The following is a 23,230-nucleotide window of genomic DNA, read 5'->3' on the forward strand; positions in this document are numbered from 1 at the left end:
TGGCCCGCCCGGTGATCCGTTTCACTCCACAGCAAGAGACACCCAATGAACGCAAACGCACTGCTCCTGGCGGCGACGGTCGCCTGCTGCCTGCCGCAGCTGGCCCACGCCAACACCAACGAAGGTTACTACGCCACTGTTCGCATCGTTGATGCCGATCACCGTGCCCGCAACATGGATGCCAGCGCCCGCCCGGGCATTGGCCGCTTTGTGGCAGGCGACGAACACCAGCGCTTCGTCACCGGTGCCGTGGGCCTGGGATACGCGCATGGCAACGGCTGGCGCACCGAGGGCGAGTACACCCTGCGCCGCAGTGACACCTACACCAGCGGATCGAGCACATTCGCCACCAGCTTCAACAACCATGACGTTACCTCGCAGCGGCTGATGCTCAATGTCTATCGCGACCTCGCCATCAACGAGGCGTGGTCGATCTACGGCAGCGCGGGTGCCGGTCTTGCACAGCTGAAATCTGCCGGCTGGCAGGGCAACGAGGGCCGTCGCTATGGCAGTACCACGCGTACTGGCCTGGCGTGGTCGGCCGGGGTAGGTGTTTCTGCCGTCGTTTCCAACGGTGTGCATATCGACCTGGGCTACCGCTACGTCGACATGGGCAGTACCGAAAGCGGCTGGAACACCTTTGGCAACGCACGCGGCCTGCAGGACGAAAAGATGCGCCTGGACCTGGCCTCCAGCGAGTTCCACCTGGGCGCCCGCTGGGCGTTCTGAACCGGGAGCTGCGATCCGGCAAGGGCTGACGCTTTTAGTCGTTGTCCTATGCCTGCCGGATAGCGGCATCCGTAGCATTTCCTCTCGAAGGGAATGCCCTTCGCTCAAGCCCATCAACGCGCGGCTTGAACGCAAACAACCAACCCTAAACAGGAATTAATCAACATGAACAAGCTTGCAATTGCTCTGTCCGCCGCGCTGTCGCTGGGCGCTGTTGCGTCGGCCAATGCGGCCGACGCCACCATCAGCTTCAGCGGCGCCATCAATGCCACATCCTGTTCGGTGGGCTTCGCTGGCGTGGCCAGCGGTCCGCTGAGGCTGGCGACTGTCACTAAGGCCACCGTCGAGTCGGGCACAGAGTCGTCCCGTACAACTCCGTTCACTTTGGAAGTTGGCAGTACGGCTAACACGTGCCCTGCCGGCACCATGGAGGTGAAGTTCGTGGATCCGTCGGGTTCGGTCGACGGCAAGATTGGCAACACCGCCGCCAGTGGCGCTGCCACCAACGTTGCGGTGGAGCTGATCCATAAGGATGAGGTGCTGACCCTCGGCGTTGACACGATCAATGAAACGCGGGCCACCGCGGGCGTGTACCAGTACGTAATGCAGGCACGCTACCTCCGCCCGAACCCCGCCGTGGATGTGGTCGCTGGTGACTTCGTAGGCAGCGTCGGCGTCGAACTGACCCTGCGCTGATCCCAACTGTAGCGTCGGGGCCGTCATTGGCCCCGGCGCAGCGCCGCCACACGCCTGCCGGAGTCCAACCATGTTGCGCACTATCTCATTCGCTGCTACTGCATCGCTTGCGCTGCTCGCGTCGAGCGGTGTGTCGACCGCGGAAGCCCGTATCTACCTCGACAGCACACGCATCATCTTCGCTGAGAACAAGCGTGAAGCCACTGTTCGCGTCACGAACGAGTCAAACAACCCGTCATTGGTGCAGACGTGGATTTCCGAGGAGGCGTCTGGCTCTGAGCCGAAATCCTCCACTGTGCCGTTTGTCATTCGGCCGCCACTGTTCCGTATCGATGGGGGCAGGAGCCAGGTCATTCGTATCATGCCTGCGGGGGTACAGCTTCCGCAGGATCGTGAAAGCCTGTTCTGGTTCAACGTCCGAGAGGTGCCCGCAGCTGCACGTGGCGATGGTGGTACCCAGCAGATGCTCCATCTCGTCCTCAACAAGAAGATGAAGCTTCTCTACCGGCCCAAGGCCCTTCGTGCTGACGGAGCCAGCCAAGCGCCCGCTCAACTGCAATGGAGCGTTGTCAAGGACGGCCAGGAGTGGGAGCTGCAGGCCACCAACGGTTCGCCGTTCTTCGTCAACGTAAACAGTGTCGACGTTACAAGTGGAAAGGTCGATGTTGGCACGGGCGCAGTTCCGCCAATGGGTTCGGCCCGCTATCGGCTGAGCCATGCACAACGTCAATCGCTCGGTCAGAGCATCACGTTCGAATATATCAACGATATGGGCGGTGTGCGCAGCATCAGTCTGCCGCTCTCCCAGCCCTGATCGTCGTCTGAATTCCCACCGCGTTTCAGCGGCATGGGCCTGCCTCGCGGGCTCCGAGCCCTCTTGTGCCCTTGAACTGGAAATTTCTCATGAACCGTCCATCTTCGACATCGATGCTGCGTCACCACCGCCTCGCTGCGGCCGTGCTTGCTGCACTGCTGCCGGTCGGTGCGATGGCGGCCCCTGCGCTGGAGTTCAATGCAGACTTCCTGCATGGAGCAGGTGCTGGCCTGGACCTGAGCCGCTTCCAGAATGATGGCCCGCTGCCCGGCACCTACAGTGCCGACATCGTGGTCAATGACGTGCTGGTGGGCCGTCACGATGTTGAGGCACGTGCAGGTGAAGATGGTGAGGTAATTCTGTGCCTGGATCCGGCGTTGTTTGCGCTGATGTCGCTGGACGAGACCAAGCTGGACGCCTACCGCCAGAAGGATGAAGGCCGCGATCTGCTGCCGTTGCCGGAGCAGGCAACATGCGAGGCGATCTCGCGCTTCATCCCGTCGGCCAGCGTGTACCTGGACAGCGGTGAGCAGCAGCTGCAAGTCTCCATTCCGCAGGCCTATCTGCGCTCGAACCGTAGCGGCTGGGTGGCTCCGGACCGCTGGGATACGGGCATCAATGCGGCGCTCATCAACTACAGCGTCAACCACAATCGCTTCGAGAGCGGCGGCCGCCAGAGTAGCCACACCGGCGCGACCATCGATGCCGGGCTGAATCTGGGTGCCTGGCGCTTCCGCCACAGCGGCTACTTTTCGCAGGACAGCAACGGCAATCGCAGCTACAGCGCAAGCCGTAGCTTTGCCGAGCGCGAAATCCGTGCGCTGAATGCCCAGCTGACGGTAGGGGAATCATCCACTGCGGGCGACCTGTTCGATTCGGTCAGCTATACCGGCATCAATCTACGCACCGATCCGCGCATGCTGCCGGAAGTGTTTGGCAGCTATGCGCCGATGGTTCGCGGCCTGGCTCAGACCAATGCGCGGGTAACCATCCGTCAGGCAGGCCGTGTGGTGTTCGAAACCACGGTGGCACCGGGACCGTTTGAGATCGACGACCTGCGCAATACGGCGGGCAGCGGCGATCTTGAGGTTGAGGTCACCGAAGCAGACGGTCGTGTGGAGACCTTTGTCGTGCCGTTTGCCTCGGTGCCGCAGTTGCTGCGTCAGGGCCAGCAGCGCACCAGCTTGACGGTCGGTCAGCTGCGCAATGATGCGATCGACGCGCCCGCGTTCGTTGAGGCGACCCTGCGCCGTGGCGTGGGCAGTGGCTTCACCGCGTTTGGTGGCGCGACCGTTGCCGATGGCTACAACGCGATCATTCTTGGCGGCGCGCTGAATACCCGTCTCGGTGCCTTCTCTGGCGACGTGACCTTCTCTGATACGCGGCTGCCGTCGCCGATGGAGGGCTTCGGCAAGCGCATGCAGGGCCAGTCCTATCGCCTGGCGTACAGCCGCAGCTTCAATACGGCCACCAGCTTCACCTTGGCGGCCTACCGCTACTCGACGGAGGGCTATCTGTCCTTCAGCGATGCGGCGCGCCTGCGCCACGATCTGGCCAACGGTAACTCAGGCTCCAGTGTGACGCGCCAGCGCAGCCGGATCGACCTGACCGTCAACCAGCGCCTGCCGAAGGGCTCGCTGTACCTCAACGGCAGCACCACTGACTACTGGAGCGAGAACCGCCGCACCACCAACTTCTCGCTGGGCTACAACGGCCAGCTGGGCCGTGCTTCGTACAGCATCAGTGCCCGCCGCACGCTGGAATCGTCGCTGTTCAACCGTGGAAGCCAGAAGCAGAGCACGGGTGCCTATCTGAGCGTCAGCGTGCCGCTGGGCCGTGCGCCAGCCGCACCGCGCCTGAGTGCCAGCGCCAGCAGTGACCGCAACGGCGGTAGCTACCGCGCCGGTGTCAATGGCAGCTTCGGCGATGGCATGCAGGGCAGTTACAACCTGTCCTACGGCCAGGCACCCGGCAGCACCAACATTGGCGCGAACGTCGCCTATGCCGCACCGGTTGCGAACCTCAACGCGTCGTGGAGCCGCAGCGACACCAGCCAGCAGCTGGGTCTGTCTGCATCCGGTGGCGTGGTGCTGCACGGCGACGGCGTCACATTCTCGCAGCGCCTGGGCGACACGGTGGGCCTGGTCCACGTTCCGGATGGCCCGGGTGCAGGTGTCGGCAGCTATCGCGGCGTCAAGACCAATAAGCGTGGCTATGCGGTGGTGCCGTACCTCAGCGCCTATCGCATGAATGAAATCGCGGTCGATCCCACCGGTCTGCCGATGGATGTCGAACTGAAGAGTGGCTCGGTAACGGCGGTGCCCACCGCCGGTGCGGTGGTCAAGGCGGTCATCCCGACCGCCAGCGGCCGCACTGCGTTGATCGAGGCGCTGGACAACCAGGGCCAGCCGCTGCCATTCGGCCTGGACGTCTATGACGAGGCCGGCCAGGTGGTCGGTGTGGTCGGGCAGGGTAGCCGCCTGTGGGTGCGCGGTATCAATGACAAGGGGCAACTGCGGGTGAATCCGGGTGCGAATCCGGCGCAGAGCTGCACCATCAGCTATGACCTTGGTGCTGCGGCCAGTGACCAGCTGTACATCAGCAGTTGCCTGCGTGCCAACGTTGCTGAGCGCAATGAACATTCCGAAAGCGAGATGGCGCCTGGCGCCCCGAACTGAAGCAGGTAGCGCTATGAAGAGCATGCAATCGATCACAATGATCTCTACCCATCTTGGTGGGGCGGGCCGAGCCACGATGATGAAACTGGCCTTTGTCGTTGGTGGGTTGCTGCCCTTCGCTGGAGCAATGGCGTGCACTGCGGACCCCAATGAGCTTATCGAGAGCCGGAACCTGGTGTACCAGGATGGCTTTTCCGTGGGCGCTGTGATTACAGATTGGTCCAATGGCGCTCAGGGAAACTATCTTGAGGGTTGTGCCCCGAACGTATGGGTCTCGCTATCCATTGTCGCAACGTCTGTGCCGGTCGGTACCGTCGATGAAATGCCGGTTTTTGCTACCGACAACGCCAACGTCGGTGTTCAGTTCCAGTATCAGTACAATAGGGGAAGAGGGGAAGGTGGCGGCCCGTCTTGGTCGGCTTGGTACGATCTGAGCACGACCGCCGCGACCCATGTCACCAGAAGTTTCGTAGGGACTCACCCCATCACTGAGTATGTTGGCCTGAATTACCGCGCGCGCTTTGTGGCACTTAGGGCCTTCAGCGGGGATCAGCGGGTCGGAAGGGTGCAGGTTGCCGATGTAACGGACCTGACCTACGGAAATGCGCTCAACCAGCGGGTCTTTACAGGGTTCCGGCTGGATGCGCCCATACAGCGCAGTTGTGCGTTCACAGGGGCGGTTGACGGGCGAAAGGTCGAGCTTCCGTTTACGCATGTTTCATCCCTGAAGGATGAAGGCGACGTTGGGCGAGCGGCCGAATTCAGCTGGAGCTTCCAATGCGACTACGGAAACCAGGGTGAAGAGGAAGCAATGGGGATTAAATACGAAGCCGGCACCACACTGGTGAATGCAGAACAAGGCTTGATGAGTGTCACTGGAGGCGCAACGGGAGTGGACCTGCAGGTGAGGCGTCGTGATGGTGGAACGATGGTGCCTGTTGTGTTCAGCACGCCTGGCGAAAGACCCCGATGGATTAAGTACGAGGCAGAGGAAGGCACCGAGTACCTCGACGTGCGCTATAGGCGCAATGCGGATCCTCTGGTTGCCGGCGAGGCGAATGGTTCGCTGCTGATCTACATCGAGCCATGGTGAGGGCAATCAATGCGCAGATTCATATACATCATGGTTGCTGGCCTTCTGGCAGTTTGCCCCTTGGCACAGGCCGATCTGGGCGTGGAGCACAGCCGTGTGGTGCAGGCTGGCGACTCACCGGTTTCCGTGCGGGTGTGGAACGACGGTGTCCGTGACTCCCTGGTGCAGGCATGGATCGATGTGGGAGACGGGGCCGCGCGTCCGGAGCAGTTGAAAGTTCCGTATGTGGTTGTCCCGCCGATGTTCAAGCTGTCACCTGGCCGGAATCGCGACATCATGATTCGTGCAATCTCCGGCCAGTCCTTGCCTCAAGATCGCGAGTCTGTGTTCTGGCTCAATATCCTTGATGTTCCTGCCGGGGTTCGACAGGACACGGCGCCGAAGCTTGAGTACGCCGTAAACTGGCGGATCAAGGTCTTTCATCGTCCGAAAAACCTGAAGGGCTCGGTTGACACGGCCGCATCCGTGGTGGACTGGCAGATCGAGAGTAGCGGTGAGACGTCTCGCTTGATTGCGCGAAACCCAACGCCCTTTCACGTTAGTCTGGCACGGCTCGATCTAGACGGACGACAGCTGCTGCTTGAGCCAAGCAACGCATTGATTGCGCCCTTCTCTGAGTGGTCATTGCCATTGCACGGCGATACCGAGGGCGTGCAGTTGAACTTCAGATGGGTTGATGATGCTGGAAGGGCGCGTAACGGCCAGGCAAGCGTTTCCGGTCGGTAGTCGAGCGCGTACGGTCGCCAGCAAACGGAGCGGCTTGAGCCGGAATCAGTGAGACAGATCAAGCGGGCGCTGAGCGCTGTGTTCGATCCCCCTGTCGTCGACCCATGTCATCTTCACGTCGAGCGCATTTGCAGGGACGCTGGGTTTCTCTGGCAATGTTCGTGACCATTCGCCGAATGGGGGGACCTGGGCGCGATCTGCTTCAATGGAGAGGGCCAGGGCTCCCAGCTTGAGGTCGGCCAAGCTGACGAAATAGGGCGTGGGGTTCGTCACATGCAACGCGATCTGGCCAGTAGCATTGGTCCTGACGCTCCACCGCAGTGCCGCAGGTGCTTCCTCGGGGCTGCCAGTCAGCCCCGCAGGGCGATGAAAGACTTTCAGCCGCCAGCGCATCGCAAATTCGAGCGTCGGCGCGTTGGCGCCAGTTGTGCGGGCAGGGACATCGGCGATGTTCAGCCACAGCAGTGATTCTCGATCAGTGGGCAAGGTGCGGGTCTCCGCTTCGCGGATCTGAATGTCACGGGTTTTGCCTGCATCCAGCCGGAACAGTGGGGGCGTCACAAAGTAGGGGGTTCGCAGTGCCTCCAGTGGCAACTCCCCGTTGCCTTGGTCCACCCACGCCTGAATGAGCGATGGGTCGCTGCCGATGTTGCGCACCCGGATGCTGGTTGCTGCGGTGCTGCCTTGCTCATGAACCACGCGAGTAGCATTGACCTGCAGATCTGCGCTAGCCGGCAGGGACAGCGAGGCCAGGAGCAGCGTCAACAGCGTGCGATTCAACATGGGTCTGCGCCTAGAAGGGAATGGCTTCGATGGTCAGGGTGCTGCTGGCTGTTCCCGGCACCAGGGGGCTGGCGTTGCGGATGAAGCGCACCTGCATGGCCTGGCTGCCGCTGCTGGGTAGGCCGCCCGTACCCGGGCTCAAGTGGTTTGCGTACCATGTCTCAAAAACGATGGGCTCCTGGGTTCCGTCGGAGCGCTCCAAGGTCACCAGCATGTCCACGCCTTTGGCGTCGCCGCTGGTAGCCAGGTGTCCAGCTGAGTCAGTGATGGCGTCGGCCGACCTGAAAAGGAAATCGCCCCTGCCGCTATGGCCCTGATTGCCGGCGCGACAGCTCCAGCTGAAGGAAAAATCGGCCGGCTCTCCCATGTCACCCGTATTCTTCAGGAGGGAGGTGTGGGTGTCTGGCAGGCGCAGCGAGGTGGGCGGCCTTGCGCTGAAGCTACAGCTGGCTATCTCGCGCAGCCTTCGTTGGGGGCCCTCTACCGACAGTTGCTCCAGCGAAAAACCGTAGCTGCGGTCCGACGCCACCAAGGGTTCCAGATCGCCCATGGCAATGGTTTCCCCGGAGAATTCACGCAGCGCGATGAACCGGTAGTCCACTTCAACAATGATGGGTGCCGTGGGGGTGCCTTTCACGTAGTGCGCATGCGCTGTGATGGGGGTGCCTGCTGTTCCTGGCTCCTGCCATTCGGAGTAGACCGGCTGGCCCGCGCCGTTGATGGATTGCACATAGCGGTACTCCATCTGAATGCCAATACCTTCATGGTCCGTCCGGAACGTGGTGCGCCCCTGGTGGAACCCGGCAAACCCGGTTGCGGAGCGAAGCATCATCTGTGCGCTTGAAATGGGATCGCAATCCACGTAGTACGCGACCGGCGCTGTCATCCAGTCGACTACAACATCGCCTGCCTCGTAGGAATCGTAATAGCCTGCCAGCGCCGCCATCCATTTTTGCGGCCCGGCCGAGCAGGCCGCCTCCACCGCCCCCGCGGGTGCCAACAGGCACAGCAGTGCGACGTATCGCCAGATGAAGACGGTCCTTTTCATGGTGTGGGCCTCCGGGCCGCATGGCGCCTGTGGTGGAGAGTAAGCGACGCACAGGAGCACTGCCAATGGCCTGCGGGAGGGACTGCTCCAGGTGAAGATATTGTGAGGGCGTCCGCGTTTGGTACATGTCCTATATATGCTCACCTGCCTGTTGCCGATCCTGTCAGCCTCTTCTTTTGCCTGTGGGGCAGTACCGTATGTGTACGCCAAATACCGTGGGACGTGCCTTGGGCGCCGCCAAGGCCATCGTCGCGATGACCCGCCATTGGGTTCCCCGCGCGGAGCCCTTGCCTGTGTCCCGTACGGTGTGGAACATTCGCGCATTGCTGGCGCAGGTGCTCGTCATGCCTGAACTCTTCCGGTCGTCCTTGCGCCTCGCAGCCTGGGTGTCCTTGGTGCCTCGTACCCGTCGTCGGCTCTTGGCGGCAGCGTGCGCCTTCCTATGCTGCCCGTTGTTGGCGCATGCAGCCTGCAGCGGCGGAGGCGTCAACCCTCGCTTCTCCGCGCCAGCGAATGTCGAATTCAGCGGCAGGGATGTGCCATTGAATGGCGCTCTTACACCGTGGCTGGTGGCAAATGGCGGCGCCCCCACCGCGGAGTTCCATTGTTCGTCCAGTGATGTCATCAGCCATAGGGTGGAAAGCCATGGTGGCTTCAACATCGAGCGTTACCACGAAAGCGGTGCTTCCTATGTGGTGTACCCCACCGGTGTGGAAGGCGTGGGCTTTGTGTTCCTGGTCGAATCGTCGCGCGGTGGACAGGGCAGGCCTTCTGCCTTGGGCTTCGACGAGGTCTTGCTCAGCGAGGGTGACACCCCTGCCGGGGATGTCGGCACCCGCATCATGGTCAAATACATCCGCACGGGTAATCTGCCCAGTGGCAGCAGGACCACTTCGGCAAAGATGATCATGCAGTCCCGTTTGTACAATGGTTCGGGTGGGCCTTTCACTGACGAAAATCTATGGATTGGCTCGGGTGTTCTGACAATCCGCGATCGTCCCAGCTGCACGATGCGGGGCCAGGATGTACCGATGGGGTCTATTCCGGTATCGGAGTTCAAAGGCGTGGGTTCGCATGCGGGCGAGCGCCGCTACGAGCTCGTGCTGGATTGCGAGGCGGGTGTTGGGCAGGTGAACTATCAGGCCGTACCAACCACCGTGGTGATCAACAGCGAACAGGGCCTGGCAGAAGCCAGCGGTGGCGTAGTGGGCGTGGCCTATCAGTTCCTTGATGGCGACGGCTCGCCCATGGGGTTCTACGACACGAAGGAGTTCGGGCGTGGCTCCTCCAGCACGGAAGTGCTGACCAAGACATTCGGTGTGCGTTACCAGCAGACCCTGCCCACCATCACGCCAGGTGATGCCAATGCGGGCCTGGTGTTCAGCCTCACTTTCCCTTGAAGCAAAGCGAAACGCGCGGAGCGAGCATGGCCATGAGTACAACCTTGCGCTGCCTGATTGCTGCACTGCCGCTGCTGTTTGGTGTGGCAGCAAAGGCGGAAGTCTCCGTGCAGGGGACGCGTGTGATCTATCCGGCAGGGCAACCGGAAGTAGCAGTTGTTCTGAAAAATGAAGGACAACGTGCCTCGCTGATCCAGGCATGGGTCGCCGATGGCGGCATTGAGCAGAAGGCCGAAGCCTCCCGGGCGCCATTCGTTCTCGACAAGCCCTTGTTCCGGCTGGATGCGGGGCAATCGCAGGTTCTGCGCGTGCGCGGCCTCCCGGAGCGAGCACCGAAAGGAGATCTTGAGCACCTTTATTGGTTGAATGTAATGGACGTGCCCCCGCGCGAAACCACCACGGGAGAGAACACCGTGCAGCTGGCGATTCGTTTCCGTATGAAGGTGTTCTATCGGCCTGCTGGCTTGGGCGCGCCAGAGAACCCCGCGGCCAAGGTCCGCTTCAACCAGACGCAGGATGCACTGACGCTACACAACGATTCCCGGCACTACTTCAATGTTGCGGAGATGACGCTGGTATCTGCAGCAGGCGAGCGTCCACTTGACAGCTTCTATCTCGCGCCGGGAGAGACGAAGACCCTGGCCTATCCGGCTGGGTACACCGGGCCACTGACAGCGGTGCGCTACAGCTGGGTGGATGATGACGGCATTCTGCACCAGGAAAATCCTGTTATTAAGCGCCCGTAGCGTCGAACGTCGTTCGACGCTGAGCCTGAATCCAGGTGAAAGGTGCGTGAATTCAGGCTGAAAATTCGTCGTTATCCTATACCGCTGGCGTTGGTTGCGGAGGAGGCTGAGCCTTCCACCAACACTGGAAACAGGCCGCATGTTCAACAAGAAGACAGTTGCTCCCCTCCTCGCCGCACTGGCACTCGCTACCGCTCCCATCGCCGCCCAGGCCGCAGACCACGAAGGCTTCTACGCCTTTGGCGGCATCGGTGCCACCGGTATCGAAGGCGAGCTGTCCACCAAAGAGAAATCCGTCAAGCAGAACGACACGGTGTCCAGCCTTCAAGCCGGCGCAGGCTATCGCTGGAACCGGCACCTGGCCGTGGAGGTTGAAGCGCATTCAACGCTGGGCAAGGCGGATCTGCTCGAGCTCGGCAAGGTGAGCAGCTACGGCATGCGCGGCGCGGTGGTGGGCATCGTGCCGCTGGGCGACCGCTTCGAACTGGTCGGCAAGCTCTATGTTGGCAATGAGCGCAGCCACTGGCGCGAGGGCAGCGTCAAGCCGTACTGGGTGAAGACGAACGAGATCAACGTGGGTGTGGGCGTGGGCGCCCGCTATTGGTTCAACGACGCCATGGCCCTGCGCCTGGATCTGGACAATCTGGGCAAGAGTGACTACCGCGCCGGTCCGAGCAAGGGTGAGCTGAAGGTCAGCGCGATCAACCTGGGCCTGCAGTACCAGTTCTGAGGCCTGTCGCCGCTGGCACGCTGTGGCGTCCGGTCGGGGCGCCACAGCGAAGGTCGGGTGACCCGCATAGCCGCGAGGCGGAGGCGGGTTGAGCGCTGAAAACAAGGCGTATTCGCCGCTTCGGCGGTGTGCGACAATGCCGCCCGTTACATGATGTCTCCGTCTGTGCCGCTGCGGCGCTTGATGTCTGCCGCGCAGTTGTGCCCATGATGGGGTGCCACCGAAAAAGGGTGGCCGGGTGTGGAAACCCGTTTGGTCGAGTGATGTAAGCGCTTGCCAGCCGGCGCCGCCTTGTGTGGCGCCGGCTGGCAATCCGTTCGCGTTCCATGGCGGGCGGTGCGTGGGGTGTGCGCAAGCACATCCACCGGTCACGATCACTCGGCCACCGGTTTCCACACACGTACCGTCCGCCGCCTTTGTTAAGGGCGGTGCCGTAGCCTTGCACGGAGACCTGCCATGAACGCAACCGATATTCCCCCTCTGCGCGCCCAGTACACCCCGGCCAATACCGATGAGGGCACAGCGGAGACGCCTGATCCCAACAGCCTGATTGCCCTGCTGCACCAGATTGGCCTGGGAGCGGCGGCCGACGGGCAACCCTGGCCCGAACGCCATCAACTGCCGGGCCGCTGCCTGGCGTTGGCCGATGCCGATGGCGCGTTGGCCGGCCTGCGCATCGTGCAGGAGATCCTGCTGGCGGCCGAACGCGCCCGGCAGAATGGTGGCTCCGAGCACTACGTGGGCGACCGGGTGATGGAAGGGTTGAAGCTGGCCGCGTTGGCGCTGACCAACCAGGCCATCTATCGCCTGCATCCGGAATGAAAGCGTAGGCCGACGTTCAGTAGATCCACGCCACGCGTGGATGCTCTGGCATGGCCGTTTGTGGAGTCGAGCCATGCTCGGCTCATTCCATCATCGCGCGAACGGCAGCCGGGCATGGTTCGGCTCTACAGGACGGCAGGCACAATCAGTGTAGCCGCATCAGTGGCAGTTCAACCACGTAGCTTTTCATAGCAGTCCTATGGAAGAAGCGCCTGCCTGCAGCGAGGCTGTATTGGCTCTCTAGGCCGTACTTCTTCAACCATCCAGAAGGCTTACATGAATCGCTCACGCACCACGCTTGGCTTGGCTCTGTGCCTGGCAATCACGCCTGTACTCGCGGCGGGTTCGAACTGCAGAACCACCTATTGGACGCCGGAAACAATCGGCTTCAAGGAGCAGCTGCCCAATACCTCCACGCCGCCAGGCGTTGGTTGCACGCTCACAGAGTTCTCTGTCAATGACAGGAGCTGGATGGACAAGATACGTCTTCCGCATGCATTCGGGCCGCTGGACATCATCAACAATGCAGCTTCCAGTGAAAAGACGCTGGAAATTCATGATTCAATCAGCGGCGTCCCCGGCAAACCACTCAAGCTGGCTGCTGGTCGTGCCATCTCCTTTCTTTCGCGCAAGAGCGGCCAGTCCGTGTATACCTGGGATAGCTCGTCGCAAAGCCCACCAAACACATCACGATGGCAGATTCCACGCAATAGCCAGCTGATTTCCATCATCGACCTGCGGAATGGCAAGCATGCTGGTGAGTTGATCCTGCCCTCTGTTGGCAAGGCATTCGACACGATCACCATCGAGAACAATGCAACTTCGGCGACCAAGGTGCTGGGAACACATACGCCATTCCCCGGCCAGCGCATGGATGTTGCATCGGGGGAGGCCGTCCGGGCCGAATTCGATCCCTTCGCACGTCGATGGATGTGGGTGCATGCACCTTACAGAGAGAAGAAGGTGAAAGACCGGTACCACCGTGTTGCATCCCGTACTGTCATGGAACTCCAGGATGGCGAGTGGGCTTCTCCCGTAACCCCGCCGAGCGTTGCGCATGACCGGGATCGGATCATTCTGCGCTCCAGCGCAACCTGGGACTCAGAGATCAAGGTGAACAAAGGCGACCCGGCCAGCAAGCATCTCCCCCTGCGCCGCGGCGATGAGTACGAGTTCGTCTTCGTGGCCGAACAGAACCGCTGGCATCTGCTGCGCCAGTCGATTCGCCCGGTTGACACAACCAATCAGAAGGAAGTACGGCTGAAGGACGAGGGCTATGACGTGATCGAGGTGACTGCACCGGTCGGCGGCTCGACCACGCCCAACGTCATCCTTCCCAAGCCGCGGCAAGGGCTCCGTGTCATTGCGGTGGGTCATCCTGTAATGACGATGAACATCATCGCCGACAACCTCAATGTTCCCGTACTCCAAAACGAGAAGATCGCATTCCGCGTGAACGACCGCGGCCTTTGGGAGCGCGAAACCACCACCATCGACCTGTTGTGGGTGCTTGACAGGAGCGCCGGGGAGTTTCTGTACAGGTGGGATGCACTGGTGCTCATGCGCGAGAACATCCGGCGGGCCAACGAGGCACTGGAGAACTCGGGTGCCACGTTCCGGTACAGGCTGGTTGGCAACCCCATCGAGGGCTTCACCTACCCCGGCGTGGACCTCAAGGACGTGCCTGCCGATCTTGCGCGCGATCGGAACCTGCAGGCGCTGCTCAAGCAACACCGCGCTGACGGCATTTACTACGGCGGAAGCAACCGCTGGACAAAATCCGAGGTCTGCGACTGGGCCGACTATTCGTACACCGAGAAGTCCTTCGTCATCGCCACGGCGCTCACGTGCCCCACGTCTGCGTTCAGTCGTCGGGCAGGCTTCGCATTGGGACTTCCGGACAACAGTGTTTCAAAGCCTGTGCCGGTTATCGGCTCCGGAGATCAGCTCCCCTTCTACCCGACACCGCACCGGATGCTGCCGGATGGCCGCTGGGCCTTCAATCCAGGGCAGGAGACTGTGCTCTATAACATGAACTCAAGAGCCAAATCCGTCGCTCGATTCTCCGACAAGTGGTGAGCCCTTGTTGAGCGGAGATTGACCCTTCAGATGCCTGGGTCCCTGTAGAGCCGAGCCGTGCTCGGCTCTACAGAGTGAGGTGCCAGGCATTCTGTAGGGTCGAGCCACGCTCGACTCTACAGGTGGTGCGTGCGTGCCGCCCGCCTCAGAAATCCATCGTGGCCGACAACAGCACCGTCCTCGGTGCGCCCAGCGCCAGGCTCGACAACAACGGCATGCCCCAATACGCCTTGTTGGTCACGTTGTTCACGCTGGCGCGCAGGGCAAGCGGTCGTCCGGCCATCGTGGTGCTGTAACGCGCACCCACATCAAACAAGGTGCGCCCCGGCACCGACAGGCGGTTGTCTGCGCTGATGTACTGCTTCGACATCGCAGTGGCATTGCCGGTCAGGGTCAAGCCCTCCAGAGTAGGCACATCCCATTCCACGCCCAGCTTCGCTTGCCGCTGCGCAACCGCTGTGGCGATGCGGCCTTCATTCACGCCACCGGCCGTGCGGGTCAGCTTCGGTTGCACGTAGGCCACGCCGCCCAGCAGGCGCACGCCGTCCAGCGGTGTGCCAAAGAAGCCCCATTCCACGCCGCGGTTCCGCTGTTCGCCACTGAACGAGAAGATATTCGTGACCGGGTCGGTGTAGCTGCTCGGGCGCTTGATCTCGTACACGCTGAAGGTATGCGCGAAGCTGCCCAGGTCCAGCTTCAGGCCCAGCTCCTTCTGTTTGGTGCGGAACGGTGCGAACACATCGCCGGCATTGGCAGCAGTCATCGGCGCGGTGGCGCCCTGACTGAGGCCTTCGATGTAGTTGGTGTAGACCGAGATCGTGTCGGTGGCCTTCACCAGCAAAGCCGCTGCCGGGGTGGTGGCGCTCTCGTCATAGCGCGAGGTGCGCGCACCGCTGGCCACGTTGAAGGTCTCGCTGACTACCTGCTGGCGGCGCACGCCCAGCGTCAACTGCACGCGGTCATCGGCGAAGGACAGGGTGTCGGCGAAGCCGAGGCTGTCCAGCTTCAGCTCGGTATGCGAGATGTGCGGTGCCACGAACGGTGCCGCAGGGCCCCACACCGGGTTGTAGAGGTTGGTGGTCCAGTCCCAGCCCGGCACGCTGCGGCGGCCGTAGTCGTTCTGCGTGTGCTGGTAGTGGGTCACGTTGGCGGCCCACTGATGGCTCACGCTGCCGGTACGAAAGCTGCCGCGCAGTCCAGCATCACCGGACTGCTTTTTGATGTCGAACGCCAGCTGGCCCATCACCGTGGTGAAGTCACCGGCCGGGTTGAGGATCTGCGCGCTGATCGAGCCGTTGTAACGGTAGTCGGTCTTGCTGGTGCCATAGGCCAGGTAGGCCAACAGGTGTTCGTTGATGTCCAGCTCGCCGCGCAGCATCGCGCCCTTGTCCTGGCTGTCCACGTAGGCCCAGTCCGGGTTGATCAGCGTGTCGCCACGCGGTGGCCGCGGAATCGCCACGCCCGGTGCCAGGCCGACGCCACGGGCCGGCCCGTCCACGCGGTCGTCGGCGCTGTACAGATCGGCCGACAGCCGCGCACGCTCGCCACGCCAGTCCAGTGCCAGCGAACCCAGCTGCACCTTCTTGCGCTGCTTGCCGACCGCACCGTCGCCATCACGGTAGGCACCGTTGAAACGGATGCCGAACTGCTTGTCGGCACCCAGGCGGCGGCCCACATCCACATGGGTGCCGAACTGCGCGTCGGAGGCGAAGTTGGCGCTGACCCGCAGCAACGGCTGCTCGCCCGCACGCTTGGGCACCAGGTTGACGCTGCCACCGACCGAGCCGCCCGGCGGCATGCCGTTGAGCAGGGCGGACGGGCCCTTCAGCACCTCGATGCGCTCGAACATTTCCGGCGAAGTGCGGTAGTACGGCGCCATGCCGCTGAGGCCGTTGAAGGTGGTATCGCTGGTGCTGGAGGCGAAGCCGCGGATGGCGTAGTTCTCGCTCCAGGCGCCGGTCACGCCGTTGCTGAATACCGTGGGGTCGGTGGCGGCGATGACGTCGGTGAGGTCCTTGGCCTGGCGGTCTCGGATGAAGGCTTCGGTGTAGCTGACCGTGCTGAACGGCGTATCCATGAAGTCCTTGTCGCCGAGCAGGCCGACCCGGCCACCCGAGGCCACCTGGCCGCCGGCATAGTCGCCGGTCACCCGACGCTGTTCCTGCACCTGCACCGAGGGCAGGGTGGACGGCGCGGAGTCGGCCAGCGCTGCAAACGATGCCAGCAGCCCCAGTGCCAGGGCCGACACGCGGTAGCGCCGGGCCATCGGCGGATGCATCTGCACGCGGATCATGTCGGCCGCTGCGGGCTGCAGCGGAGAGGGAAGGTGGTACACGGTCATGCCAGGTTCCTGTAAATCGCAGGTGCGAACGCGCCTGGCGCGCTGCCGACGGCAAGCACGGGGGAGGGCGCAGCGCAGGGTTGTCGGCTGGGTGGGGACCTGGCGGGAAGTGAGCCATGGGCTCGATCGCGGACGGCGGCGGGGTTGCGAACCACACGCATTCCGAATTAGTTGAGTAAATTAAACTAAACCATATGAAGCGGACAAGAGGGTCCCTTTGCTGGCACCCTCGCTACGGTATGAACATGCACCCTGAAACCCCGGCGTCGGCCCGTGGCCGTCCGCCCACCATCACCCCCGATCGCCTGGCCGACATCGGTATCAAACTGGGCCTGCCGAACCTGACCATGGCCAACGTGGCCGCCGAACTGGCGGTGACCCAGGCCGCGCTCTACAAGCGCGTGGCCAACCTGGAGGCCTTGAAGCGGCTGGTGGCCGACACGGTGTTCCAGCGCTGGCAGATTCCACGCGCCTCGGCCGATGCGCCGGGTGGGCTGCAGGCTTACCTGCTGGGGTTCGTGGATTCGCTGTGCGAGGTGGTGAGAGCGCACCCCGGGCTGCCGCCGTACCTGCTGCGCCGTTCGGTGGCGACTGCACCGATGCTGGACAAGATCGCCTCGCACCAGGCGCATGTGGCCGAGGTGTTCGGCCTGCCGCTGGACAAGGCGCGCTGGCTGCTGGCCACGATCGCGTTCTACTGCATTGCCGGTGCGGACACGGTCTACGGGATTGCCGACGACGAAGAGGGCCAGGTGATCACCGAGTTCAAGCAGGGCATGCGTGCGCTGGTGATCGGTTCGCTGGAGGTGTTGGAGCTTCGGTAGCTCCACGCCATGCGTGGATGCCGTTGCACGGTTCGCCACGGCCCCATCCACGCATGGCGTGGATCTACAATGCGGCCATGCCTGCCACGCCCACCCTCGATGATCTGCGCCGCCATGCGGTGGCGCGTACGCTGTTCAAACCGACTACGCTGCTGACCGCGATCCGGCGCCTGGGCTTCGTGCAGGCCGACCCGATCCGCGCACCGGCACGCGCACAGGACCTGACCCTGCGCCACCGGGTGAAGGACTACCGCGCCGGTGATCTGGAGCGGCGCTATGCGCGCCTGCCGGTGGAAGAAGATTGCCTGGTGAACTACGGCTTCCTGCCACGCGAACATCTGGCGCTGATGCACCCGCGTGTGTCCAAGCGCGCGTGGGACACCGAGACCCAGCGGCGTGCCGCGGACGTGCTGGCCTTCGTGCGCGAGCGCGGCAGCGTGCATCCGCGCGAGGTTGATCAGGCGTTCGCGCATGGCCGGGTGACCAACTACTGGGGCGGCACCAGCAATGCCAGCACGCACCTGCTGGATGGCATGCACTACCGTGGCCTGCTGCGCGTACAGCGGCGCGACAGCGGCACCCGCATCTACGCGGTGGCCGAGCACGCGGAAGCCGATGCCAGCGCGCAGGCGCAGATCGAACGCGCGGCTGCTTTGATCGACCTGGTGGTACGCAAGTACGCGCCGCTGCCGTCGGGCAGCCTGACTTATCTGGTGCGCCTGTTGGGCTACGGGGCGCCACATCTGGCCGAACAGACCCGGCAGGCATTGAAGCTGGCCAAGCAACAGCTGGCCAGCTGCACGCTGGACGGCACCACTTGGTACTGGCCGGCAGACGAGAACCCGCGCTCGCGCCGTCACGCACCGGATGAGCAGGTGCGCCTGCTAGCCCCGTTCGATCCCGTGGTGTGGGACCGCCGCCGCTTCGAGCTGCTGTGGGGCTGGGTCTACAAGTTCGAGGCCTACACGCCTGCGCCGAAGCGCCAGTACGGTTACTACGCACTGCCCGTGCTGTGGCACGACCAGGTGGTGGGCTGGGCCAATCTCAGTGCGCGCGATGGTGAACTGGCGTCCAGCGTGGGCTACGCCGGCAAGTCACTGGCTCGCGACAAGGTGTTTCGTGGCGCGCTTGAAGACGAACTGCAGCGCATGGCGGAGTTCCTGTAGCGCCGAGCGGCGCATGGGTGCCTATCGCTCCCGGTGCCCACCAAGGTGGGCAGCTACCAAAGCAACGCCGCTCAGGCCCGGTAGTCGCCAACCTTGGTTGGCGCCGTGGTGTATGGGTGCCCACCAAGGTGGGCATCTACCGATTCCACCGCCCATGCACCACCATCGCCAACACCACCACGCCCGCGGCAACGCTGGTGTGACCGGACAGCGCAGCCAGACCGAAACCCACGCCCAACCCGCGCATGGCAAACACGGTACTGAACACCAGCAGTGCCCAGCCAATCGCGCGCAGCTGATGGGTTGCCTGCGCGCTCAGCACACGACGCAATACGTCCCGCTGATGACGCTCCATCGCCAGTGCCAGGCAGGCGAACGCGGCCAGCGACAACACGAACAGAATGACGTGGATCATGCGCTGGCCTCCGGTGCCGCAGTGCGTGACGCGGCAGACGGCCGTGCGCGCTTCACCTTCGGCGCATGCCGCCAGGTGCGCCAGGCCAGCAGCGTGTGCAGGGCGGCCAATGCCAGCAGGGTCAAGTCGGTGCCGGCAAACGCCCAATCGCCCGCGGCCAGCGTGCGCCACAGCGGATGCAGCGTGGTCACCGCAGTCAGCACCGGCAGCAGCGCCAGCAGCAGTGCCCCCAGCAGGAACTGTTCGATCCATGCGCGCTTGGGTGTGCGCAGCGTGGCGTGCACGAACATGGCCGCCCAGGCCAGGAAGAACACATGCACCTCCCACGCCGCGCGCCCGTCCATGGCAGTGGGCAGCAGGCGGTTCGCCCACAGGTAGGCCGCCATCGCCACCGACAGGCCGGCGACGGTGGCGATGTTGAGCCGCTCGACCAGGCGGAAGCCGAAGTAGGGTCGCTGCGGATCAGGCAGCTGCGCGCGGCGCTTGACCGTCCACAGCACCAGCCCGGTGCCGACCATGGCCGTGCCGGCCAGGCTGACGATGAAGTACAGCCAGCGCAGGGCGGCATCGGCGAAGCGGCCCAGGTGCAGGCCATACAGCACGCCCTGGGTATCGGCGGCAACGCCCGAGTGTTCCTTGACCTGCAGCAGCTGCCCGCTGCTGCCATCGAACAGCAGGTAGTTCGGCGTGGTGGAAACGCGGCTGGACTGCGCACGCACCACGGCCACGCGTGCGTTCTCGTCGCCGGGATTCTGCACCTGCACGCTGCCCACCGCGCCGGCTCCCCAGCGCTGCTCGGCCTGCTGCACCAGTGCACCGACGTTGGTGAGCGGAGCAGGGTAGCCGGCGGCCTTCTGCGGTGGCAGGAACAGGCGCATCTCGCTGACCACCTCGGCCTGCTGGCGCTTGTCCGGCAGCTTGGCCAGGCCCCACGGCATGTACAGCACCGCCAGCATCACCAGGCCGCTCCAGGTGATCATGAAGTGGAACGGCAGGCCGAGTACCGACAGCGCCGCGTGTCCATCCAGCCAAGAGCGCTGGCCCTTGCCCCAGCGGAAAGTGAAGAAGTCGGCGAAGATCTTCTTGTGGGTGATTACGCCGCTGACGATGGCGACCAGCATGAACATCGCGCACAGGCCGACGATCCAGCGGCCCCACATCGCCGGCATGTAGTGCAGGTTGAAGTGGAAGGCATAGAAGAAGTCGCCGCCGCCGGTGTCACGTGCCTGCAGCGGTGCACCGGTGCTGGCGTCGAACAGGCCCGAGTCGAAGCCATGCCGGCCACGCCCGCCCGGGCTGGCCCACATCGCTGACACCCACGGCATGCGCGTGCTCGGCAGGCTGAGGTTGATCTGGCTGGCCGCAGGCGTGTCGGCCATGATCGCCGTGACGGTACGCTGCGCAACCACAGCGGCGTCCGGCAACACGGACGGTGTGGCGATTTCCGGGCGGGTGTAGCGCGAGAGCTCGTCGCGGAAGTAGCTGGCGGTGCCGGTGAGGAACATCGCGTACAGGATCCATCCGGCCAGCAGCCCCACCCAGATATGCAGGTCGGACATGGTCTGGCGGATGCCGCGTGGCTTCGGAGTGCGATCGACCTTGCTCATGCAGCGCCTCCGTTGCCGACCGTCTGTGCGATCAACCACAAGGGCAATGCGGCGAAGATCAGGCCCAGCCACGCACGCCGCGCCGAGCGCACCGCGAACACCCAGACCACGGCGCCGGCGTACAGCAGGAAGCTGGCCAGCATGCCGGTGAACACGGCCTGGCGACCATCGATGGGCAGCGCCAGTGCCGCGATGCTGCACAGTGCGGCCAGCACATAGCCGCCGAACAACGCGGCGATGATGCGTGAGACCAGGGGCAGCCAGGTCAGCACGGAGGCGGTACGGGAAACGGTCAAAGCACTTCTCCAGGGCACCACGCGCAATGGCGTGGCGCCCTTGAAACGAGGATCAGAAATCGACGGTGGCCGACAGCAGGGCGGTGCGTGGCGTACCCAGCCCCGAGCCGAGGCTGCCCGCCCAGTACGCCTTGTTGGTCAGGTTCTGCACGGTGGCACGCAGTACCAGCGGATGGCCGGCCGCTTGCGTCGCATAGCGGGCACCGAGATCGAACACGGTGCGGCCCGCCACCCACTGGCTGTTGTCAGCAGTGATGTAGCCCTTGGACAGGCTGACCGCGTTGCCGGTGAGGGTGAGGCCGGCCACGGTCGGCACGTCCCATTCGACGCCCAGCTTGCCCTGCCATTGCGGTGTGGCCGTCGCCAACCGGCCTTCGTTGATACCGCCCTGGGTACGGGTCAGCTTCGGCTGCAGCCAGCCGATGCCACCGAGCACGCGCAGCTGTTCGGTGGCCTGGCCGAACACGGTCCATTCCACGCCCCGGTTGCGTTGCTGGCCTCCGAACGAGAAGACATTCGTGGTCGGGTCGGTATAGGAGCTGGGCTTTTCGATCTCGTACACGCTCAATGCGCTGGCCAAGCGGCCGAAGTCGAGCTTGGCACCGACCTCGCGCTGGCGGGTCTTGAACGGCGGGAACACGTCGCCCGCGTTGGCGGCGGTTGCCGGGGCGGTGCTGCCCTGGCTCAGGCCTTCGATGTAGTTGGCATACAGTGACAGGCGGTCGCTGGCCTTGAACAGCAGTGCACCGGCCGGGGTGTTGGCGCTGGCGTCGTAGCGTGCGGTGCGCTTGCCTGTGCCGCCATCGAAGGTATCGCTGAGCACGGTCTGGTGACGGATGCCCAGGGTCAGCTGCACACGATCATCGATGAACGACAGCGTATCGGCGATGCCGAAGCTGGTGGTGCGCACTTCCGCGGTCTTCGGAAGCGACGCATCACTGAAGCTGCGGTCGATGGCAGGGCCCCACTGCGGGTTGTAGATATTGGTTACCCAATCGCGGGCCAGCAGGTTGCGCTTGAAGCCGAACTTCTGGTCGTGCTGGTACCAGGCTGCACTGATGGCCAGCGCGTGATCGACCGCGCCGGTGCGGAAACGCGCCGACAATCCGGCTTCGGCGGTGTCCTTGCTGTAGATGAAGCGTTGGTGGGCGAAGTTGTTGCGGAAGTCGCCGGCGGTGTTGGTGATCAGCGTGGTGGCACTGGCGATGGAGTCGAAATCGGTATGGCCGTGGCCGTAGCTGGCATGCGCCTGCAGGTAGTCATTGATGTCGAACGACCAGCGCAGTGCGGCGGCCTGGTCCTTGACGGTGCTGAAGGTCCAGTCCGGTGCAAACAGGGTGCTGGCTTTCGGCGGGCGGGGCACGGCCAGGCCGGGCGCCAGCGAGACGCCACGGTTGAGGCCATCCACATGGTCGCGGCTGCTGAACAGGTCCAGCGACACCTGCGAGCGCTCACCACGCCAGTCCAGGCCGAGCGATGCGAGCTGCGTCTTGTGCTGCTGGTGGTCGGTGGCGGTGTCGCCGTCGCGGTGCACGGCATTGAGGCGTACACCGAACTGCTTGTCCGCGCCGAAGCGGCGGCCGACATCCAGGTGACCGCCCCATTGCGCGTCGCTGCCGTAGCTGGCGGTGAAGCGGGTCAGCGGCGTGTCGCCTGCACGCTTGGGTACCACGTTCACCGCACCGCCCACTGAGCCGCCCGGCGGCATGCCGTTGAGCAGCGCGGACGGACCCTTCAGCACCTCGATGTTCTCGGCCAGTTCGGGAGTGACGCGGTAGTAGGGGATCAGCCCGTACAGGCCACCAAAGCCGATATCCGACGAGGCGACACCGAAACCGCGGATGTTGAAGTAGTCGGTGATGCCACCGCTGGAGCCACTGTTGTAGACGCTGGGGTCGGTCAGTGCGATGACCCGCACCAGGTCCGGCGCCTGGATGTTGTCGATGAATTCGGCGGTGTAGCGGGTGGTGTTGAACGGCGTGTCCATGAAGTCGAGCTCGCCGAGCAGGCCGACGCCGCTGCCGCGCGTGACCTGGCCGCCGGCGTAGGTATCGGTGGGTGCGGTCTTGTCGGCGCGCACGTTCACGGTGGGCAACTGGCGGGCGCCATCGGGCGCATCGTTGGCGTGTGCGGCGGTGGCGATCAGCAGGGTGGGCAGCAACGCCGCGCGGGCGGCCAGAGACAGCGCCGAGCGGCGTGGGAGGGGCAGGGTTCGCAGGGGGAGGGACATGGCGGTT

The 23,230-nt window shown here is 63.7% G+C and carries 20 protein-coding genes; 13 read left to right on the plus strand and 7 right to left on the minus strand.

Annotation, left to right across the window (positions count from 1 at the left end):
• Positions 1 to 45: 45 nt before the first annotated feature.
• The 6 genes from ACMZ91_RS00455 (at position 46) to ACMZ91_RS00480 (ending at position 6,736) form a co-directional block, all read left to right on the plus strand.
• Entirely contained in the window at positions 46 to 729 is a 684-nt protein-coding gene (locus ACMZ91_RS00455) for an outer membrane protein (RefSeq protein ID WP_277778350.1), read from the plus strand.
• A 165-nt stretch (positions 730 to 894) separates the two neighbouring features.
• On the plus strand, positions 895 to 1,425 hold the full coding sequence (locus tag ACMZ91_RS00460) for a fimbrial protein (protein WP_277778351.1): 531 nt from the start codon (positions 895 to 897) through the stop codon (positions 1,423 to 1,425).
• Between the two features lie 70 nt (positions 1,426 to 1,495).
• Positions 1,496 to 2,239 carry a fimbrial biogenesis chaperone gene (locus ACMZ91_RS00465; RefSeq protein WP_049460995.1) on the plus strand — a complete coding sequence of 248 codons (744 nt, stop codon included), beginning with the start codon at positions 1,496 to 1,498 and terminating at the stop codon, positions 2,237 to 2,239.
• Between the two features lie 89 nt (positions 2,240 to 2,328).
• A complete protein-coding gene (locus tag ACMZ91_RS00470; RefSeq protein WP_277778352.1) occupies positions 2,329 to 4,917 on the plus strand; it encodes a fimbria/pilus outer membrane usher protein in 2,589 nt (862 codons plus the stop codon).
• A 13-nt stretch (positions 4,918 to 4,930) separates the two neighbouring features.
• Positions 4,931 to 6,010 carry a fimbrial protein gene (locus tag ACMZ91_RS00475; RefSeq protein ID WP_049460999.1) on the plus strand — a complete coding sequence of 360 codons (1,080 nt, stop codon included), beginning with the start codon at positions 4,931 to 4,933 and terminating at the stop codon, positions 6,008 to 6,010.
• Between the two features lie 30 nt (positions 6,011 to 6,040).
• Positions 6,041 to 6,736, plus strand: a complete 696-nt coding sequence (locus ACMZ91_RS00480) for a fimbrial biogenesis chaperone (protein WP_161802494.1) — start codon at positions 6,041 to 6,043, stop codon at positions 6,734 to 6,736.
• Between the two features lie 45 nt (positions 6,737 to 6,781).
• Here the strand turns inward: ACMZ91_RS00480 and ACMZ91_RS00485 are convergent, their stop codons facing one another.
• Together ACMZ91_RS00485 and ACMZ91_RS00490 are read right to left on the minus strand one after the other, a co-directional pair.
• Entirely contained in the window at positions 6,782 to 7,519 is a 738-nt protein-coding gene (locus tag ACMZ91_RS00485) for a fimbrial biogenesis chaperone (protein ID WP_277778353.1), read from the minus strand.
• Positions 7,520 to 7,529: 10 nt separating this feature from the next.
• Positions 7,530 to 8,567 carry a fimbrial protein gene (locus tag ACMZ91_RS00490; RefSeq protein WP_414576734.1) on the minus strand — a complete coding sequence of 346 codons (1,038 nt, stop codon included), beginning with the start codon at positions 8,565 to 8,567 and terminating at the stop codon, positions 7,530 to 7,532.
• A 227-nt stretch (positions 8,568 to 8,794) separates the two neighbouring features.
• On the opposite strand from ACMZ91_RS00490, the gene ACMZ91_RS00495 reads away from it, so the two are divergent.
• The 5 genes from ACMZ91_RS00495 (at position 8,795) to ACMZ91_RS00515 (ending at position 14,344) form a co-directional block, all read left to right on the plus strand.
• Positions 8,795 to 9,967: a fimbrial protein gene (locus ACMZ91_RS00495; RefSeq protein ID WP_277778355.1), complete on the plus strand. Its 1,173-nt coding sequence runs from the start codon at positions 8,795 to 8,797 to the stop codon at positions 9,965 to 9,967.
• A gap of 32 nt (positions 9,968 to 9,999) precedes the next feature.
• Positions 10,000 to 10,713 (plus strand): fimbrial biogenesis chaperone, encoded by a 714-nt coding sequence (locus tag ACMZ91_RS00500; RefSeq protein WP_080356495.1) that lies wholly within the window; start codon positions 10,000 to 10,002, stop codon positions 10,711 to 10,713.
• Between the two features lie 139 nt (positions 10,714 to 10,852).
• Positions 10,853 to 11,443, plus strand: a complete 591-nt coding sequence (locus ACMZ91_RS00505; RefSeq protein ID WP_277778357.1) for an outer membrane beta-barrel protein — start codon at positions 10,853 to 10,855, stop codon at positions 11,441 to 11,443.
• A 456-nt stretch (positions 11,444 to 11,899) separates the two neighbouring features.
• Positions 11,900 to 12,265: a hypothetical protein gene (locus tag ACMZ91_RS00510; RefSeq protein ID WP_277778358.1), complete on the plus strand. Its 366-nt coding sequence runs from the start codon at positions 11,900 to 11,902 to the stop codon at positions 12,263 to 12,265.
• Positions 12,266 to 12,541: 276 nt separating this feature from the next.
• Entirely contained in the window at positions 12,542 to 14,344 is a 1,803-nt protein-coding gene (locus ACMZ91_RS00515) for a hypothetical protein (RefSeq protein WP_414576731.1), read from the plus strand.
• Between the two features lie 145 nt (positions 14,345 to 14,489).
• Here the strand turns inward: ACMZ91_RS00515 and ACMZ91_RS00520 are convergent, their stop codons facing one another.
• Entirely contained in the window at positions 14,490 to 16,685 is a 2,196-nt protein-coding gene (locus ACMZ91_RS00520; protein WP_414576730.1) for a TonB-dependent receptor, read from the minus strand.
• Between the two features lie 239 nt (positions 16,686 to 16,924).
• Here ACMZ91_RS00520 and ACMZ91_RS00525 point away from each other — a divergent pair, with 239 nt between their 5' ends.
• Complete coding sequence (locus tag ACMZ91_RS00525) at positions 16,925 to 17,509, plus strand: TetR/AcrR family transcriptional regulator (protein WP_049461018.1); 585 nt, start codon at positions 16,925 to 16,927, stop codon at positions 17,507 to 17,509.
• A 53-nt stretch (positions 17,510 to 17,562) separates the two neighbouring features.
• Positions 17,563 to 18,675 carry a DNA glycosylase AlkZ-like family protein gene (locus tag ACMZ91_RS00530; protein ID WP_495497634.1) on the plus strand — a complete coding sequence of 371 codons (1,113 nt, stop codon included), beginning with the start codon at positions 17,563 to 17,565 and terminating at the stop codon, positions 18,673 to 18,675.
• Between the two features lie 136 nt (positions 18,676 to 18,811).
• On the opposite strand, the gene ACMZ91_RS00535 is transcribed toward ACMZ91_RS00530, so the two are convergent.
• From ACMZ91_RS00535 to ACMZ91_RS00550, 4 genes are read right to left on the minus strand one after another with little or no spacing between them, the layout of a single operon-like run.
• Positions 18,812 to 19,090: a DUF3325 domain-containing protein gene (locus tag ACMZ91_RS00535; RefSeq protein ID WP_414576726.1), complete on the minus strand. Its 279-nt coding sequence runs from the start codon at positions 19,088 to 19,090 to the stop codon at positions 18,812 to 18,814.
• A complete protein-coding gene (locus ACMZ91_RS00540) occupies positions 19,087 to 20,697 on the minus strand; it encodes a PepSY-associated TM helix domain-containing protein (RefSeq protein WP_414576724.1) in 1,611 nt (536 codons plus the stop codon). The genes ACMZ91_RS00535 and ACMZ91_RS00540 overlap by 4 nt, the downstream gene beginning before the upstream one ends.
• Entirely contained in the window at positions 20,694 to 20,993 is a 300-nt protein-coding gene (locus ACMZ91_RS00545; protein ID WP_414576722.1) for a DUF3649 domain-containing protein, read from the minus strand. The genes ACMZ91_RS00540 and ACMZ91_RS00545 overlap by 4 nt, the downstream gene beginning before the upstream one ends.
• A 52-nt stretch (positions 20,994 to 21,045) precedes the next feature.
• Positions 21,046 to 23,223 (minus strand): TonB-dependent receptor, encoded by a 2,178-nt coding sequence (locus tag ACMZ91_RS00550; RefSeq protein WP_414576720.1) that lies wholly within the window; start codon positions 23,221 to 23,223, stop codon positions 21,046 to 21,048.
• Positions 23,224 to 23,230: the final 7 nt, after the last annotated feature.

It is taken from the genome of Stenotrophomonas sp. FR024 (assembly GCF_047500745.2).
Lineage (GTDB): Bacteria > Pseudomonadota > Gammaproteobacteria > Xanthomonadales > Xanthomonadaceae > Stenotrophomonas > Stenotrophomonas maltophilia_A.